Genomic DNA, 15,677 nt, shown 5'->3' with positions numbered 1-15,677 from the left:
GGTCGGGCGACACGCTGGCGGCACGGCCCGCGCGCGAGGTCGCGGTCGCCGAGGCGCGCGCCCACGGCGACGTGCGCGACCTCGCGAGGGCGTGGGCGTGGCCGGCGCCGACGCTGTGGGCGCGCCGCGCCGCCGAGGCCCCGTTCGAGGCGGTCGTGGCCGAGATCGAGGACCTGCTCGCCCGGCTCGGCCCCGGCGACGACGCCCTGCGGGTCGAGCTGCTGTGCGCCCTGGTGCTGGAGTGCGACCCCGGCGGCACCGAGCGGATCGGCCCGGCCGCCGAGGAGGCGCTGCGGCTGGCCGAGCGGGTGGACGACCCCGAGCTGGTGTGCCGTGCGCTGAACGCCGGGTACCTGGGGACGTTCGCCCACGGGGTCGACCACCTGCCGGCGGTCGCGCACCGACTCGTCGCGGTCGCCCGGGGCGCCGGGTTGCTCGCCTACGAGGCGGCCGGCCACCTCATGCTGCAGTCGGTGGCGGTGGGCGCGGGTGACCTCGCGGCCGCCCGGGCGCACGCCGCCGACGCCCTCGCGGTCAGCACCCAGGGCCAGCTCGGCGAGCTGCTGCTCGTCGACGCCGTGCTCGGCGCCACCGGGGCGGTGCTCGACGGCCGGGTCGACGAGGCGCGTGCCACCTTCGAGGAGGTCTGCCGGGCGATCACCGCCTCGGGCGACCCCAACGGCGAGCAGATCGAGCTGTGGGCGCGGTTCTCGGTCGAGTGGGTCGCGGGCAGCACGGCGGTGCTGCTCGACCGCGTGCAGGCGATGGCCCGTCGCCTCCCGGTCGAGGTGAACGACCTGCTCGCGTGCGCGCTGCTGGACGCCGGGCAGGTCGAGAGCGCCCGCGAGGTCTGGCACCCGGTGGAGTGGCCGCGCGACGGCACCTGGCAGTTCCGGTCGGCCGTGCGCGCGTCCGTCGCCGTCCGCCTGGGCGACCTCGCGGTGTGCCGGCGCCTGCGCGCCGAGCTGGGCCCGTGGTCGGGGCAGCTGGTGCGCACCCTGAACGGCGCGCTCGTGCTCGGCCCGGTCGACGACGTGCTCGCCGCGCTCGACGAGGCGCTGGACGCGGCGCGTCCTGCACCGAACGGCCCGCGCGCGGCCCGCTGACGCGCCAGGATGGGCCAGGCGCCTCCGGGTCGGCGCCGGGAGGCGGGGGAGGTGGCCGTGGCCGTCGCCGTGGTGGGCGCGTGCTTCGTGGCGAACGCGCTGCTCGCCGTCGCCCTCGCGTGGTTCGTGTGGTCGCGCCGCCGCAGCCCCGCCGGTAACGCGCTCGCCGCGCTGCTGCTGTCGACCGCCGCGTGGAGCGCCGCGTACGCGGGCGAGCTGCTGACCACGGGCACCGCCTCGCTGCGCTGGGGTGACGCCAAGTACCTCGGCATCGGCGCGCTGGTGCCGTCCTTCGTGGTGTTCGTCCTGTGCTGGATCGGGCGCACCCGCCTGGTGACCTCTCGGGTGCTGCTCGCCCTCGCCGTCGAGCCGGTGCTCCTGGTGGTGCTGCTGGCCATCCCCGCCACGCGCGACCTGGTGCGGCCCCTCGACCCGCTGTCGGACCCCACCGGGCCGACCCGCGTGCTGTCCGGACCGCTGTTCTGGCCGCACCTGGTCTACGTCAACGTCCTGCTCGTCGGCTCGGTCGTCGTCTTCGTGACGAGCCTGCTGCGCCGCTCCCGCCACCTCGGGGTCGAGGCCTGGACGCTGGTGGCCGCGGCCCTGCTGCCGTTCGCGGTCAACCTCGGTTACAACCTCGGCCTCGGCCGCCTCGGCGACGTCGACCTCACCCCGCTGGCGTTCACCGCCGCGTCGGGGGTGCTGGCCCGGGCCCTGCTGGAGCGGCGGATGCTGCGCCTCGCGCCGATCGCGCACAGCACGGTGGTCGAGCGGATGACCGACGGCGTCCTGGTGCTCGACGACCGGGGCCGGGTGCTGGAGGCCAACCCGGCCGCCGCGACGCTGCTGGGCTGGGGCACCCGCTGGCGCGGACGGGTGCTCCCGGACGGGCTGCGCCTGGTGGCGGCGTCCGAGCCCGGCGCCCGCGACACGACCTTCGCCGGGCCGGACGGCACGCGCGACCTCGAGATCCAGGTCAGCGAGCTGCCCGGCTCGTTCGGCGACGACTCGGGCCGCCTGCTGGTGCTGCGCGACGTGACCCGCCGCCGCGACGAGGAGCGGCGCCGCGAGCGGTGGCTGGCCGACCAGGCCCGGGTGGCCGCCGCCCTCAGCCGGTCGCTGCGTCCGAGCGCCCTGCCGGAGGTGCCGGGGCTCGACCTCGGTGCCGTGTACCGGCCCGCCGGCGCCGGCCGCGAGATCGGCGGCGACTTCTACGACGTGTTCCCCGTCGGCAGCGGGTGGGGGCTGGCCATCGGCGACGTGAGCGGCAAGGGCGCGTCGTCGGCGGCGATCACCGCGATGGCGAGGTACACGCTGCGGGCGCTCGCCACCCCCGACAGCACGCCCGCCGACGCGCTGGTGCGGCTCAACCGGCACATGGCCGCCGACACCGAGGACGAGACCTACCTGACCCTCGCGGTCGGCGTCGTGACACCTCGTCCGGACGGCGCGCAGGTGCGGCTGGCGCTCGGCGGGCACGTCCAGCCGCTGCTCGTGCCGGCCGAGGGCCCTGTCGTGGCGACGGGCGTCCCGGGCGACGCGGTGGGCCTGTTCACCGAGGTCGAGGTGCACGACGACGACGTCGAGCTCGGACCCGGCGACGCGCTGGTGCTCTTCACCGACGGCGTCACCGAGGCGCGCGGTCCGGACGGCCTGTTCGGCGAGGCCCGCCTGGCCGAGCTGCTCGCCGGCTGCCGCGGCCTCGACGCCGCCTCCCTCGCGGCGACCGTCGCCGACGAGGTGCTGCGCGTGCAGCAGGACGACGCCGCCGACGACATCGCCCTGCTGGTCGTCCGGGTGCCCGCCGCGGGCGAGCAGGGCACGCTGACCCGGTGAGTGATCCCAAGGTGCCCTGGTGGGGCGTGGCGAGCGCGGTCGCCGCGCCGGTGCTGCTGATCGGCGGCTGGACGCTGGCCGCGGCGCTCCAGGACGACGGCTTCGACCAGGTCGCCGGCACCATCAGCGCCCTCGCCGCGCTCGACGCCGACCACCGCTGGGTGATGACGGCCGGCATCGCCGGCACGGGGGTCGCCCACGTCGTCACCGCCCTCGCGCTGCGGCGCGCCACCACCGCCGGCCGGGTCTGGTACGCCGTCGGCGGGGCGGCCACCGCGGCGGTCGCGGCGTTCCCGCTGCCCGCGGGGGAGTCCGAGGGCGGTGCGCCGCTGCACGCGCTGACCGCCGGTGCCGCGTTCGTGCTGCTCGGCACCTGGCCGCTGGTCGAGCGCCTCGCCCGCGGACGGCGCGCGCCGCGGCAGCTCCCCGCGGGGCTGCGGACGCCCGCCGTGGCGGGTGCCTCGGCGGTGCTGCTCGGGACGCTCGCGTGGTTCGGCGCCGAGCTCGGCGGCGACCGCGTCGGGCTCGCCGAGCGGGTGGCCGCCGGCGCCCAGTCGGTGTGGCCGCTCGTCGTCGTGCTGACCGCCCGGGCGGCCTCGCGTCAGCGCGCGACCGACTGACCCCGCTGCCAGACGCCCTCGACGCGGGCCCCCAGGTCGGCCAGGTCGTCGCCCCGCAGGTCGCCGTCGAAGAGCACCAGGTCGGCGACGAAACCCTGCGCGATCCGGCCGATCTCGTCCTGCAGCCCGAGCAGCTCGGCGGCGCTCGCGGTCGACGCGTGCAGCGACTGCTCCGCGCCCATCCCGCAGGCGACCATGTGCCCGAGCTCCTCGAGGTTGTGCCCGTGCGGGCCCACGCCGGAGTCGGTGCCCATCGCCACCTTCACGCCCGCCTCCACGGCGCGCGAGATCGCGGCCACGTGGATCTCGGCGGTCGCGACCGCCTTCTCGACCATCGTCGCGGGGATGCCGGCGCCGGCCGCGGCGGCGGCGATCACCGCGCGCGGCGCCGCCAGCGTCGGCACCAGCCAGGTGCCGCGGTCGAGCATCAGCTCGATGCCCTCGTCGTCGAGGTAGATGCCGTGCTCGACCGAGCGGATACCCGCGCGGACGGCGTTCTTGATGCCCTCGGCGCCCTGGGCGTGGGCCATCACGGGCTTGTGCTGGGCGTTCGCCTCCTCGACCAGCGCGTCGAGCTCGGCGGGCGAGAACTGGGAGTGGCGGGGGTCGTCGGCGGCCGACAGCACGCCCCCGGTGGTGCAGACCTTCAGCACGTCGGCGCCGGCGCGCAGCACCTCGCGCGCCTTCTTCCGCATCGCGTCGACGCCGTCGACGACGCTGGACGGCATGCCGGGGTGCGGCACCAGCAGCGGGATGTCGGCGCCGCAGGGCATCCAGTCGTCGGCGTGGCCGCCGGTCTGGCTGAGGATCGTGATGGCGACCTGCATCCGCGGGCCGGCGACGAGGCCGTCCTGCACCGCCTTGCGCAGCCCGGCGTCCGAGCCGCCGGCGTCGCGGACGGTCGTGACGCCCGTCCGCAGCGTCGCGCCGAGGTTGCGGGCCGCCTCGTAGAACGCGTAGGAGAACGGCTTCTGCACCATCGCCAGGATGTCGACGCCGGAGAACATCGCGTGCACGTGGCAGTCGACGATCCCCGGCGTCAGGGTGCGGCCGGTGCAGTCGACCTGCTCGTCGCCGTCGAGGCCGACGCCGACCTCGACGACCCGCCCGTCCTCGACGACGACGTCGCCCTCGGCGAACGCCGAGCCGTCGAACACCACACCACCGCTGAACAGGGTCCGCATGGCGCTCACCCTCGCACAGCGCGTCAGCGGAAGACGACGGTGCGCGTCCCGTCGAGGAGCACCCGGTGCTCGGCGTGCCACCGGACGGCGCGCGCCAGCACCTGCGCCTCGATGTCCTGGCCGATCGCCCGCAGCGCGGGCACCTCCATCGTGTGGTCGACGCGCTCGACGTCCTGCTCGACGATCGGTCCCTCGTCGAGATCGGCCGTCACGTAGTGCGCGGTCGCGCCGATCAGCTTCACCCCGCGCTCGCGGGCCTGGTGGTACGGCCGGGCGCCCTTGAAGGACGGCAGGAACGAGTGGTGGATGTTGATGATGCGTCCCTCCAGCGCGCGGCACAGGTCGTCCGAGAGCACCTGCATGTAGCGGGCGAGCACGACGAGTTCGACGTCGAGCTCGTCGACCAGCCGCAGCAGGTCCGCCTCCGCGTCCGCCTTCGTCGCCCCGGTGACGGGGACGTGGTGGAACGGCACCTCGTAGAAGCGGGCGAGGTCGCGCAGCGCCTCGTGGTTGCTCACCACCGCCGGCACCTCGATCGGCAGCAGGCCGGAGCGCTGCCGGAACAGCAGGTCGTTCAGGCAGTGCGCCTCGGTGCTCACCATGACCAGCGTCCGCATCGGCCGACCGAGCACGTCCAGCCGCCACGTCATCGCGAACCGCTCGGCGACCGGCCCGAACCGCTCGGCCAGGTCGTCGCGCGTGGTCGGCACGTCGACCTGGACGCGCATCAGGAAGCGTCCGGTGCCGGGGTCGGAGAACTGGCCGGACTCGGTGATGTTGCCGCCGGCGTCGGCGAGCACGCCGCTGACCGCGTGCACGATGCCGGGGCGGTCGGGGCACGACAGCGCGAGCACGTAGGACGAGGGCTCCACCTGCGCGAGCGTAGGGCCGGCGGCTCGGTTCCGGCGGGTGGACCCAGTTGCTAGCCTGAGCACGTCGCGACTGGCGTTCAGGTGGTCACCACCGGGGAGCGACGCTCGAGAGCTCGACACGGGTCGGTCGCCTGGGCCCGTCGTCACCCGCCGTGCACCCCACGAAGGAGACGACATGACCGACCTCACCACCTCGGCCGACCCCACCGCCTCGACCGACCCCGCGGCCAGCCGCGCCGTCAGCACCGCCCCCCTGCGCGAGCTCGACCCCGAGATCGCCGCCGTCCTCGACGCCGAGCTGGGTCGCCAGCGCGACACGCTCGAGATGATCGCAAGCGAGAACTTCGCGCCGCGCGCCGTGCTGGAGGCGCAGGGGTCGGTGCTCACGAACAAGTACGCCGAGGGTTACCCCGGCAAGCGCTACTACGGCGGCTGCGAGCACGTCGACGTCGCGGAGAACCTGGCCCGCGACCGCGCCAAGGCGCTGTTCGGCGCCGAGCACGCGAACGTCCAGCCGCACGCGGGCGCGCAGGCCAACGCGGCCGTGATGCACGCGCTCATCCGTCCCGGCGACACGATCCTCGGGCTCGAGCTCGCGCACGGCGGTCACCTCACGCACGGCATGAAGATCAACTTCTCGGGCCGCCTCTACGACGTCGCCGCCTACGGCGTCTCGCCCGACACCCACCTCGTCGACATGGACGAGGTGCGCCGCATCGCGAAGGAGCGGCAGCCGAAGCTGATCATCGCCGGCTGGTCGGCCTACCCGCGCCACCTCGACTTCGCGGCGTTCCGCGAGGTCGCCGACGAGGTGGGCGCGCTGTTCATGGTCGACATGGCGCACTTCGCCGGCCTGGTGGCGGCGGGCCTGCACCCCTCGCCCGTGCCGCACGCCGACGTCGTCACCACCACCGTGCACAAGACCCTCGGCGGCCCCCGGTCGGGCACCATCCTCAGCCGCGCCGAGCACGCCAAGAAGATCGACTCCGCCGTCTTCCCCGGCCAGCAGGGCGGCCCGCTCATGCACGCCGTCGCCGCCAAGGCGGTGGCGTTCAAGGTCGCCGCGGGCGAGGAGTTCAGGGCGCGCCAGCAGCGCACCCTCGACGGCGCGCAGATCCTGGCCGAGCGGCTCACCGGCGCCGACGTCCGCGAGCACGGGGTGTCGGTGCTCACCGGCGGCACCGACGTGCACCTGGTGCTGGTCGACCTGCGCGACAGCGCACTCGACGGCCAGCAGGCCGAGGACCGGCTGCACGAGGCCGGCATCACCGTGAACCGCAACGCCGTGCCGTTCGACCCGCGGCCGCCGATGGTCACCTCGGGGCTGCGCATCGGCACGCCGGCGCTCGCCACCCGCGGCTTCGGCGAGGAGCAGTTCCGCGAGGTCGCCGAGATCATCGCCGCGGCGCTCAAGCCCACCGCCGACGTCGAGGCGCTGCGCGGCCGGGTGGCCACGCTGGCGCGCGACTTCCCGCTCTACGACGGTCTCGAGGGCTGGTGACGCCGGGGGCTCACCCCGGTGCGTGTGCCGTCACGCGGAAGCGGTGCGACACCGCGGTGACCACGCCGTTGCGCGCGCACGCCACGTGCAGCTCCTCGAGCCGTGCCGCCAGGGCGGGCCGGGACGCGCGCGGGTCGGCGTCCCGCTCCAGCACCAGCTCGGGCAGCTGCCAGGGCACGGTGCGCGCGTACGCGAGCAGCGCCGCGACGTCCGTGAACCGGGTCGTCGGACGCGCCTCGTCGACGTCGGTGACGCGCCACCCGGCGGCGACGAGCTGGCGCACCGCCTCGGCGGCGTCCCAGGTCTCGCGCACGAGCGGGAGGCCGAGAAGCGCTCGGACGGAGGCGGTCTCGTCGTGGCCGACCTGCTGGGTGACGAACGCGCCGCCCGGTCGGGTGAGGCGCGCCAGGTCGGCCGCGTCGAACGCCTCGTGGCGCGCGAGCACCACGTCGACGACGTGGTCGGCGAGCGGGAGGGGTGTCGCACCCGCGCGGTCGGTGCCCGGACGCACGACGTTGTCGGGTGCCCCGCGGGCCACGACGAGCCCGGCGCCGAGCGGGTGCAGGGTGTCGCGGGCGGCGCGGACGGTCGGCCACCACTCCTCCTGGGCGAGCGTCCGCCGCGGGAGCGGGGCGAGGGCCGCCAGCACGGCGCCGTCGCCGGTGCCGAGGTCGAGCACCACCGCGTCCGCGCCGGCGCGCTCGAGCACGGGCCGCACCACGTCGGGCCACGACCACGGTGTCGTCCCCGGCACGTACCGGTCGACGAGGAAGCCCGCGCCCCAGCGGCTCTCGACGTCGACGCCCATGCCCTCGGCGACGAGGGCCTCCAGCTGCTCCACGTCCACGACCCTGCCACGGAGGCACCCCCGATGACCGCCCAGATCCTCGACGGCACCGCGACCGCCGCCACCATCAAGGCCGAGCTCACCGAGCGGGTGGCCGCCCTGCGCGAGCGGGGCGTCGTCCCGGGGCTCGGCACGATCCTGGTCGGCGACGACCCGGGCAGCCGCTGGTACGTGAACGGCAAGCACAAGGACTGCGCCGAGGTCGGCATCGCCTCCCTCCGCGAGGACCTGCCCGCCACGGCGACGCAGGACGAGATCGAGGCCGCGGTCGCACGGCTCAACGCCGACCCGGCGTGCACCGGCTACATCGTGCAGCTGCCGCTGCCGAAGGGGCGCGACGAGCAGCGCGTGCTCGAGCTGGTCGACCCCGCCAAGGACGCCGACGGGCTGCACCCCACCAACCTGGGGCGGCTGGTGCTGCGGGTGTCGGAGGAGGTCACGACCCCGCTGCCGTGCACCCCGCGGGCGGTGATCGAGCTGCTCACCCGGCACGGCGTCGACCTGCGCGGCGCCGAGGTCTGCGTCGTCGGCCGCGGCATCACCGTCGGTCGCTCGCTCGGCCTGCTGCTCACCCGCAAGGACGTCAACGCCACGGTCACGCTGTGCCACACCGGGACTCGCGACCTCGCCGCCCACGTGCGCGCCGCCGACGTGGTCGTGGCGGCCGCGGGCGTCCCGGGGCTCGTCACCGCCGAGATGGTGAAGCCCGGCGCCGCCGTCCTCGACGTCGGCGTCTCGCGCGTCGCGGGCGAGGACGGGAGGTCGCGGCTGCGCGGCGACGTCGCCCCCGAGGTGGCCGAGGTCGCCGGGTGGCTGTCGCCGAACCCCGGTGGCGTCGGCCCGATGACGCGGGCGCTGCTGCTCACCAACGTCGTCGAGACCGCCGAGCGGTCGCTCGCGTGACCTCCGGGCCGTACGCCGGCTGGGCGCCGCCACCCCCGCACGACCCCTGGCAGGTGCCGGGCGCGCCGCCGCCGCGCGGCAGCCGCACCGGCCTGGTCGTGGGGCTGGTGGTGGGCGGCGCCGTGCTGCTGGTGCTGCTGCTCGTCGGCGCGCTCGCGGCGGTCGGGTGGTGGATCAGCCGGCAGGACGGCGGGTCGGTCGGTGCCCCCGCGTCGGCGTGCGACGCCGTGGTGCGCGACGAGGGGGAGGGCATCAGCTCCCACGTCGGGCCGGGCACGAACCAGCCCGAGGTGACGCGCGTCCCCTACGAGGTGGTGCCGCCCGCCACCGGACCGCACTTCGCCTCGCCGGTCTACCCGGCCGCGCCGTTCTACGCCGGCGCCGAGCGGCCCCCGCTGGAGCAGCTGGTGCACAACCTCGAGCACGGCTACACGCTGGTGTGGTTCTCGTCCGACCTGCCGGAGGAGCAGCGCGAGCAGCTGCGCGAGGTCGCCGCCGACCTGCGCGAGTCGTCCTCCACGGGCGGGAAGCTCGTCGTCGTCGAGTGGGACGACACCTACGGCCCGCTGCCCGACGACCGTCCCGTCGTGCTGACCCACTGGACCGCCGACGGCGGCGTCCGCCAGGCCTGCTCCGCCGCGTCCGGCGACGCCCTCACCGCCTTCGTCGCGCAGTTCCCCTTCACCGACTCCCCGGAGCCCAACGCCCCCTGACCCCGTCCCCCCTGGTCCGTTTGCCCAGTTCAGTGGCGGAAGTGACACCGGAGTGGGCGAACGCGCCTCGTGCAGTGCCAGAAGGCCTCGTGCAGTGCCCCGTCGAGCGCTACCGTCCGGACACCATTACCGGCGGGACGAGGGGCGGCGATGATCCGCAGTCGTGGAGCTCGTTCGGCGGCGGCGCCCGCCTTACTGGCGTTGCTCGCCGGCTGCGGCGTCCTGGAGCGAGGTTCGCAGCCCACGGTGACGGTGACGGCGCCCGTCCCGTCGTCGGCGGTGGAGCCGTCGACGACCGCGTCGTCGGACGCGGCGCCCCTCATGCTCTCCTCGGACGGTGTGGGACCGGTCGCGCTGGGCACGACGCTGACCGACGGCGAGCAGCTGCTTCGCGCCCTGCTGGGACCGGCCGACTCGGTGGACCTCGGAGGCTGCCCGCTCGGGGCGGCGGCACCCGACACGGTGACGTTGCAGTGGGGCGGCCTGTACGTCGACTTCGTCGCCGTCCCGAACGAGGCGGCCAGCGACATCCCCTTCGAGGAGGCCGTGCTCGAGCGCTGGTCACTCATCGCCGCAGACGAGCGCTTCCTCGTCGGCGAAGGTCCCGGCGTGGGCGGGACCGGGGCGGAACTGCTCGCCTCGGGTGCCGAGGAGGGCTTGGCGTCGCTGGACGGCCTCGCGACGTTGGAGCTCGACGGCGTCACCTACTCACTCGACAGCCAGGACACCTCGGGGACGGTCGACGCCGTCGCGCTGGACCCGCAGTCGTGCGAATGACCGCGGCCGCGTGACCCCGTCCGTCCACTGGACGAGGCGTCCTGGCACTGAACGGGGCGCGTTTCCCCACCCCGGTGCTACTTCTGCCACTGAACTGGGGAAACGGACAGGCGGCACTACTCGCGGTCGAAGAGGGGGCCCCGGTGGACGAGGTGCTGGGCGGCCTGGGCCACGGGGCGCACCACGAGCAGGTCGACGTCGACGTGCGGCGGGACCGACGCCGTCCAGCGGATGCACTCGGCGACGTCGTCGGCCGTCAGGGGACGGTCGACGCCCTCGTAGACCTTGGCCGCCGCGGCCTCGTCGCCGCCGAACCGGACGAGCGAGAACTCCTCGGTGGCGACCATGCCCGGAGCGATCTCGGTGACCCGCACGGGCTGCCCGACGAGCTCGAGCCGCAGCGTGCGCACCAGGGCGCCCTCGGCGTGCTTGGCCGCGGTGTACCCGCCGCCGCCGGGGTAGACCAGCGAGGCCGCGGTCGAGGTGACGACCACGACGTGCGCGGTCGGCGCGGCGAGCAGCACGGGCAGCAGCGCCCGCGTCACCCGCAGCGTGCCGAGGACGTTCACCTCGTGCATGCGGCGCCAGTCGTCGATGGACGCCTCGGCGACGGTGTCGGACCCGAAGGCGCCGCCGGCGTTGTTCACCAGCAGCGCCACCTCGCGGCCGAGGTCGCCGACGGCGGCGAGCAGGCCGGCGACCGAGTCGTCGGAGGTGACGTCGAGCGCCACCGCGGTGCCGTCGATCTCGTCGGCCAGCGCGGCGAGCCGCTCGGCCCGGCGGGCCGCGACGACGACGTGCCACCCGTCGGCGGCCAGCGCCCGCGCGGTCGCCGCGCCGATGCCGCTGGACGCCCCGGTGACGACCGCGACGCGGCCGCCGCCCGGGCCGGCGCTCACGCGGACGCCAGGGACTTCACGGCGAGCTCGCTGTACAGCGCGGCGCCGTCGGCGAGCACGTCGTCGGTGAACGCCGCGTAGGGCGAGTGGTTGTCGGGCGCGCCCGCGTAGTCGTCGGTGACGCACGCGCCGAGGAACAGCATCGCGCCGGGGACGGCCTGCAGGATCCGCGAGAAGTCCTCCGACCCGGTGATGGGGTCGGGCATCTCGACGAAACGGCCTGCGCCCAGGACGTTCTCGACCAGCGTGGACGCCACCGCCACCTGGCCGGGGTCGTTCACGGTCACCGGGTACTGGCGGTCGAACCGCGCGTCGACCTCGAGCCCGTAGGCCATCGCGACGCCCTGGCAGAAGCGCACGGTCTCGCGCTCGACCAGGTCGAGCACCGCGTCGTCGAAGCAGCGGAAGGTGCAGGCGAAGGTGGCGTCGTCCGGGATGATGTTGGCCTTGGTGCCGGCGTGGAACTGGCCGACCGTCATCACCGCGGTGTCGAACGGGTTGACGATGCGCGACAGCAGCACCTGCAGCCCCGTCACCATCTCGGCCGCGGCCGGGATCGGGTCCTTGGAGCGGTGCGGTGCCGACCCGTGCCCGCCCGCCCCCTTCACGGTGACGTGCAGCTCGTTCGAGGCGGCCATCATCGGGCCGCCCCGGCCGGCGACGACGCCGCGCGGCGCCAGGCCCGACATGACGTGCAGCGCCCAGGCGGCGTCCGGACGGCGACCGGCGGCGTCGAGCACGCCCTCCTCGATCATCACGCCTGCGCCGTCGAAGCCCTCCTCGCCCGGCTGGAACATGAAGACCACGTCACCGGGCAGCTCGTCGCGCCGGGCGGTCAGCGCGCGGGCGGCACCCACGAGCATCGTCGTGTGCAGGTCGTGGCCGCAGGCGTGCATCTGACCCGGTGTGTCCGAACGGAAGTCGATGTCGACGAGCTCGGCGACGGGCAGCGCGTCCATGTCGCCGCGCAGCAGCACGGTCGGCCGGTCGGCGTCCCCGGCGGTCGCGCCGCCACCTCGCAGCACGGCAGTGACCGACGTGGTCCCGGTGCCGGTCGAGACCTCCAGGTCGAGACCCGACAGCGCCTCCAGGACCTTGCCCTGGGTGGTGGGGTTCTGCAGGCCGATCTCCGGCGTCCGGTGCAGCGAGTGGCGCAGCTCGGCCAGGTCGCCGGCCATCGCGGTGGTGTCGTCGAGGTAGGGACGCGTGTCGGAGGTCATGGCACGTCTCTACCACCTCGGGCGCGGGCCCGACAGCCCGGACCCCCCGAGGGCGAGCGCGCCGCGCGCGCCTACCCTCCGGCAGGTGCTGACCGTCGCGAGCGTGAACGTCAACGGCGTCCGCGCCGCGCTGCGGCGGGGGATGGGGCCGTGGCTCGACCGCACCGCGCCGGACGTGCTCGCGTTGCAGGAGGTGCGGGCCGACGACGACACCCTGCGGGCCGCGCTCGGCGACGGGTGGCACGTCGCGCACCGCGAGCCCGCGGTCGACGGGCACCGCGGACGCGCAGGCGTCGCGGTCGCCAGCCGCCTCCCGCTCACCGCCGACCGCGGCGCTCCCACCGCCCGGTTCGCGGACGCCGGCCGGTGGGTCGAGGCCGACGTACCGCTGAGCGACGGCCTGCTCACGGTCGTCAGCACCTACGTCCACACCGGCGAGCACGGCACCCCGCGCCAGGACGAGAAGCACGCGTTCCTCGACGCCGCGCAGGCGCGGATGGTCGAGCTCGCCGCCGACGGCAGGTACGTGCTCGTCGCCGGCGACCTCAACGTCGCGCACCACGAGGCCGACCTGCGGAACTGGAAGGGCAACCTGACGAAGTCCGGCTTCCTGCCGTCCGAGCGCGCCTACCTGACGCACTGGACGACCGCGCTGGGCTGGACGGACGTGGGGCGCGCGCTGAGCGGCGACGGGCCCGGCCCGTACACCTGGTGGTCGTGGCGGGGCAGGGCGTTCGACAACGACACCGGGTGGCGCATCGACTACCAGCTGGCGTCGCCGGCGCTCGGGCCGCGTGCCCGCACGCACCGGGTCGACCGCGCCGCCACGTACGCCGAGCGCTGGAGCGACCACGCCCCCGTCGTGGTCACCTACGACCTGGAGCCCTGAGACCCCGCCCTCAGTGCGGGAAGTCGCCCCCGTCGTACGCCCGGCGCTCCACGAGCACGAGCCAGTTGCCCGAGACGTCGCGCAGGATCGCCTCGACGCCGTACGGGCGGTCCGCGGGCTCCTGGACGAACTCCACGCCCTTGGCGACCAGCTCGGCGTGCGCGGCGCGGCAGTCGTCGGTCGACAGGCCGACCCCGCCCAGGCTGCCCTTGTCGAGGTTGGCGTGCAGGGCGTCGACGAGCTGCCCGTCGAGCGGCGGGCCCGGCACCATCAGGGTCAGCTCGAGCTCGGGGTGGTCGGGGTGGACGACGGTGCACCAGCGGTAGCCGTCGCCCATCGTGATGTCGGCGCCCTCGACGAACCCGAGCTTGTCGAGGTAGAAGGCCTTGGCCTCGTCCTGGTCCTTGCACCAGACGGTGGCGAGCGAGACGTGGGTGATCATGGCCGCGACGCTACGACCGTCGCGTGCGTCCGCGCTTCTCCCAGGTTGCTCGGTACCGGTGCGGCGCCGCGCATGAACAGGTAGCACCCCGGCACGTGCGGCGCGCCGGTGGCGGCCCACCGGTCGCGGTACCGCGTCGGCGACTCACCCACGACCGCGGTGAAGCGGGAGGAGAACGAGCCCAGGCTGGAGAACCCCACCAGCCCGCAGATCTCGGTCACGGTGAGGTTGGCCGACCGCAGCAGGTCCTGCGCGCGCTCGACCCGCCGCAGCGTCAGGTACCGCATCGGCGGGAGCCCGTACGCGCGGGCGAACTCGCGGCAGAAGTGGTGCCGCGACACCGAGGCGGCCGCCGCCAGCGCGGCGAGGTCGAGCGGCGCGGCGTAGCGCGCGTCGGCGAGGTCGCGGGCCCGGCGCAGGTGCGGCAGCAGGTGGGCGGAGGTCACGCGCCCAGTGTGCCGCTCAGGCCCGCTTCTCGAGGTCGACCTCGGGCTCGGCGTGCTGGTCGAGCTCGCGCGGCAGGTCGCGCATGCCGAGCAGCGGCGAGAGCACCACGGGCAGGGCCGCGACGGCCGCGCCGGCGGCGGCGACCCAGAACACGGTGCGCGCGCCGTAGGCGGTGCCGAGCACGCCGCCGAGGAAGCCGCCGATCGGCATCGTGCCCCACACGATGAACCGGATGGACGCGTTCATCCGGCCCAGCAGCGGCTTGGGGCACAGCCGCTGCCGGAAGCTCACCTGCGTCACGTTGTAGAGCACGACGCTGAACGCCGTCGCGAAGGTGGACACGACCAGCGCCACCATCGGCGGGACCACCGTGCCGGCCAGCGGCATGAGCACCCCGAACGGCACCCACAGCAGCGCCGAGAGCGGGATCGTCCGGCCCTCGCCGACCCACCGGGTGACGTGGGTGACCGAGAGCGCACCGAGCAGCCCGCCGACGGCGCCCAGGCCGAACGCGAGACCGAGGTCGCCCTCGTCGAGCCCGAGCTCGCGGATCGCGTAGAGCACCAGCAGCGCGCCGCTCATCGACGAGAACAGGTTGCTGATCGAGGTGCACGCGGTGATGCGGACGAGGAACGGGTTGCGCAGGACGAACCCCAGACCCTCGCGGATCTCGGTGACGAGCGGACGACGCGTGTGGCGCTCGGGCGGGATGTCGAGGTGCTCGATGCGGCGGATGAAGAACGCCGACCACACGAACGACAGCGCGTTGAGCAGCACGGTGTACGGCGCCCCGATCGCGCGGATGAGGAACCCGCCGATGGACGGGCCGGCGACCTGGGCGACCGACTGGCTCGCCTGCAGCTTCGCGTTGCCCTCGCCGATCTTCTCGGACGGCACGAGCTCGGGCAGGTAGCTCTGGTAGGCGACGTCGAAGAAGACCGTGCTGCAGCCGACCACGAGGGAGACGACGAACATCTGGTACAGCGTCAGCACGTCGAGCGCCCAGGCCAGCGGCAGGCTGCCGAGGGCGACGGCGCGCACCAGGTCGTTGGTCATCAGGACGCGCTTCTTGCGCCACCGGTCGACCCAGGCGCCGGCGGGCAGGCCGATGACGAGGAAGGCCAGGAACTCGAACGTGGCGAGCAGCCCCATCTGGAACTCGTTCGCGCCGAGCAGCACGACCGCCATCACGGGGATGGCCAGGCCGCTCACCTCGGTGCCGACCTGGCTGATCGTGTCGCCGATGAACAGCTGGCGGAAGTCGTGGTGGCGGAACAGGCCGCCGCGCAACCGCTTCGGCGGCTCGACGTCCTTCGGGAGCTCGCCGGGCTCGGTCTCGGCGCGGGGCAGGTCGGTCACGGCGGACAGCGTGACGCCACTGATCGGGAAAAGTCAATTGGGTTTTCCCAACTGGTCCGGTA

The 15,677-nt window shown here is 74.8% G+C and carries 15 protein-coding genes, 1 pseudogene and 1 riboswitch; of the genes and pseudogenes, 8 read left to right on the top strand and 8 right to left on the bottom strand.

What is annotated here, in order from left to right; all coding sequences use genetic code 11:
• From ACYVKY_RS12075 to ACYVKY_RS12065, 3 genes and pseudogenes are all read left to right on the top strand, one after another.
• Nucleotides 1-1,106 (top strand): annotated as a pseudogene (locus ACYVKY_RS12075) (hypothetical protein); the annotation flags it as partial.
• A gap of 51 nt (nt 1,107-1,157) precedes the next feature.
• Nucleotides 1,158-2,942, top strand: coding sequence for a SpoIIE family protein phosphatase (locus ACYVKY_RS12070; protein WP_460435232.1), 1,785 nt, complete (start codon nt 1,158-1,160; stop codon nt 2,940-2,942).
• Nucleotides 2,939-3,562 carry a DUF998 domain-containing protein gene (locus tag ACYVKY_RS12065; RefSeq protein ID WP_460435231.1) on the top strand — a complete coding sequence of 208 codons (624 nt, stop codon included), beginning with the start codon at nt 2,939-2,941 and terminating at the stop codon, nt 3,560-3,562. The genes ACYVKY_RS12070 and ACYVKY_RS12065 overlap by 4 nt, the downstream gene beginning before the upstream one ends.
• On the opposite strand, the gene ACYVKY_RS12060 is transcribed toward ACYVKY_RS12065, so the two are convergent.
• Nucleotides 3,544-4,746: a metal-dependent hydrolase family protein gene (locus tag ACYVKY_RS12060; protein ID WP_460435230.1), complete on the bottom strand. Its 1,203-nt coding sequence runs from the start codon at nt 4,744-4,746 to the stop codon at nt 3,544-3,546. The two genes, ACYVKY_RS12065 and ACYVKY_RS12060, sit on opposite strands and share 19 nt — an antisense overlap.
• Before the next feature lie 23 nt (nt 4,747-4,769).
• Entirely contained in the window at nt 4,770-5,618 is an 849-nt protein-coding gene (gene purU / locus ACYVKY_RS12055) for a formyltetrahydrofolate deformylase (protein WP_460435229.1), read from the bottom strand.
• A gap of 56 nt (nt 5,619-5,674) precedes the next feature.
• Nucleotides 5,675-5,762: riboswitch (ZMP/ZTP riboswitch) on the top strand.
• A 31-nt stretch (nt 5,763-5,793) separates the two neighbouring features.
• Between purU and glyA the strand changes: the two genes are divergently transcribed.
• Complete coding sequence (gene glyA, locus ACYVKY_RS12050; RefSeq protein WP_460435228.1) at nt 5,794-7,119, top strand: serine hydroxymethyltransferase; 1,326 nt, start codon at nt 5,794-5,796, stop codon at nt 7,117-7,119.
• A gap of 10 nt (nt 7,120-7,129) precedes the next feature.
• On the opposite strand, the gene ACYVKY_RS12045 is transcribed toward glyA, so the two are convergent.
• Nucleotides 7,130-7,960, bottom strand: coding sequence for a class I SAM-dependent methyltransferase (locus tag ACYVKY_RS12045; protein WP_460435227.1), 831 nt, complete (start codon nt 7,958-7,960; stop codon nt 7,130-7,132).
• Between the two features lie 30 nt (nt 7,961-7,990).
• Between ACYVKY_RS12045 and ACYVKY_RS12040 the strand changes: the two genes are divergently transcribed.
• The 3 genes from ACYVKY_RS12040 to ACYVKY_RS12030 all read left to right on the top strand — a co-directional run bounded on the left by ACYVKY_RS12040 (nt 7,991) and on the right by ACYVKY_RS12030 (nt 10,359).
• Nucleotides 7,991-8,869: a bifunctional methylenetetrahydrofolate dehydrogenase/methenyltetrahydrofolate cyclohydrolase gene (locus ACYVKY_RS12040; protein WP_460435226.1), complete on the top strand. Its 879-nt coding sequence runs from the start codon at nt 7,991-7,993 to the stop codon at nt 8,867-8,869.
• A complete protein-coding gene (locus ACYVKY_RS12035; protein WP_460435225.1) occupies nt 8,866-9,582 on the top strand; it encodes a DUF3105 domain-containing protein in 717 nt (238 codons plus the stop codon). The genes ACYVKY_RS12040 and ACYVKY_RS12035 overlap by 4 nt, the downstream gene beginning before the upstream one ends.
• Before the next feature lie 150 nt (nt 9,583-9,732).
• Nucleotides 9,733-10,359 carry a hypothetical protein gene (locus ACYVKY_RS12030; RefSeq protein ID WP_460435224.1) on the top strand — a complete coding sequence of 209 codons (627 nt, stop codon included), beginning with the start codon at nt 9,733-9,735 and terminating at the stop codon, nt 10,357-10,359.
• A 116-nt stretch (nt 10,360-10,475) separates the two neighbouring features.
• Here the strand turns inward: ACYVKY_RS12030 and ACYVKY_RS12025 are convergent, their stop codons facing one another.
• Complete coding sequence (locus ACYVKY_RS12025) at nt 10,476-11,258, bottom strand: Rossmann-fold NAD(P)-binding domain-containing protein (protein WP_460435223.1); 783 nt, start codon at nt 11,256-11,258, stop codon at nt 10,476-10,478.
• Entirely contained in the window at nt 11,255-12,478 is a 1,224-nt protein-coding gene (locus tag ACYVKY_RS12020) for a M20 metallopeptidase family protein (protein WP_460435222.1), read from the bottom strand. The genes ACYVKY_RS12025 and ACYVKY_RS12020 overlap by 4 nt, the downstream gene beginning before the upstream one ends.
• 85 nt (nt 12,479-12,563) lie before the next feature.
• Between ACYVKY_RS12020 and ACYVKY_RS12015 the strand changes: the two genes are divergently transcribed.
• Entirely contained in the window at nt 12,564-13,367 is an 804-nt protein-coding gene (locus ACYVKY_RS12015; protein WP_460435221.1) for an exodeoxyribonuclease III, read from the top strand.
• 10 nt (nt 13,368-13,377) lie between these two features.
• Here the strand turns inward: ACYVKY_RS12015 and ACYVKY_RS12010 are convergent, their stop codons facing one another.
• The 3 genes from ACYVKY_RS12010 to ACYVKY_RS12000 are packed head-to-tail and all read right to left on the bottom strand — an operon-like array spanning nt 13,378 to nt 15,615.
• Complete coding sequence (locus ACYVKY_RS12010; protein WP_460435220.1) at nt 13,378-13,809, bottom strand: VOC family protein; 432 nt, start codon at nt 13,807-13,809, stop codon at nt 13,378-13,380.
• A complete protein-coding gene (locus ACYVKY_RS12005; RefSeq protein WP_460435219.1) occupies nt 13,806-14,255 on the bottom strand; it encodes a helix-turn-helix transcriptional regulator in 450 nt (149 codons plus the stop codon). The genes ACYVKY_RS12010 and ACYVKY_RS12005 overlap by 4 nt, the downstream gene beginning before the upstream one ends.
• 16 nt (nt 14,256-14,271) lie before the next feature.
• On the bottom strand, nt 14,272-15,615 hold the full coding sequence (locus ACYVKY_RS12000; protein ID WP_460435218.1) for an MFS transporter: 1,344 nt from the start codon (nt 15,613-15,615) through the stop codon (nt 14,272-14,274).
• Nucleotides 15,616-15,677 lie beyond the last annotated feature (62 nt).

Source organism: Angustibacter speluncae, from assembly GCF_054777815.1.
The sequence above is the reverse complement of the archived record's forward strand: the minus strand, read 5'-3'. Positions and strand labels throughout refer to the sequence as shown.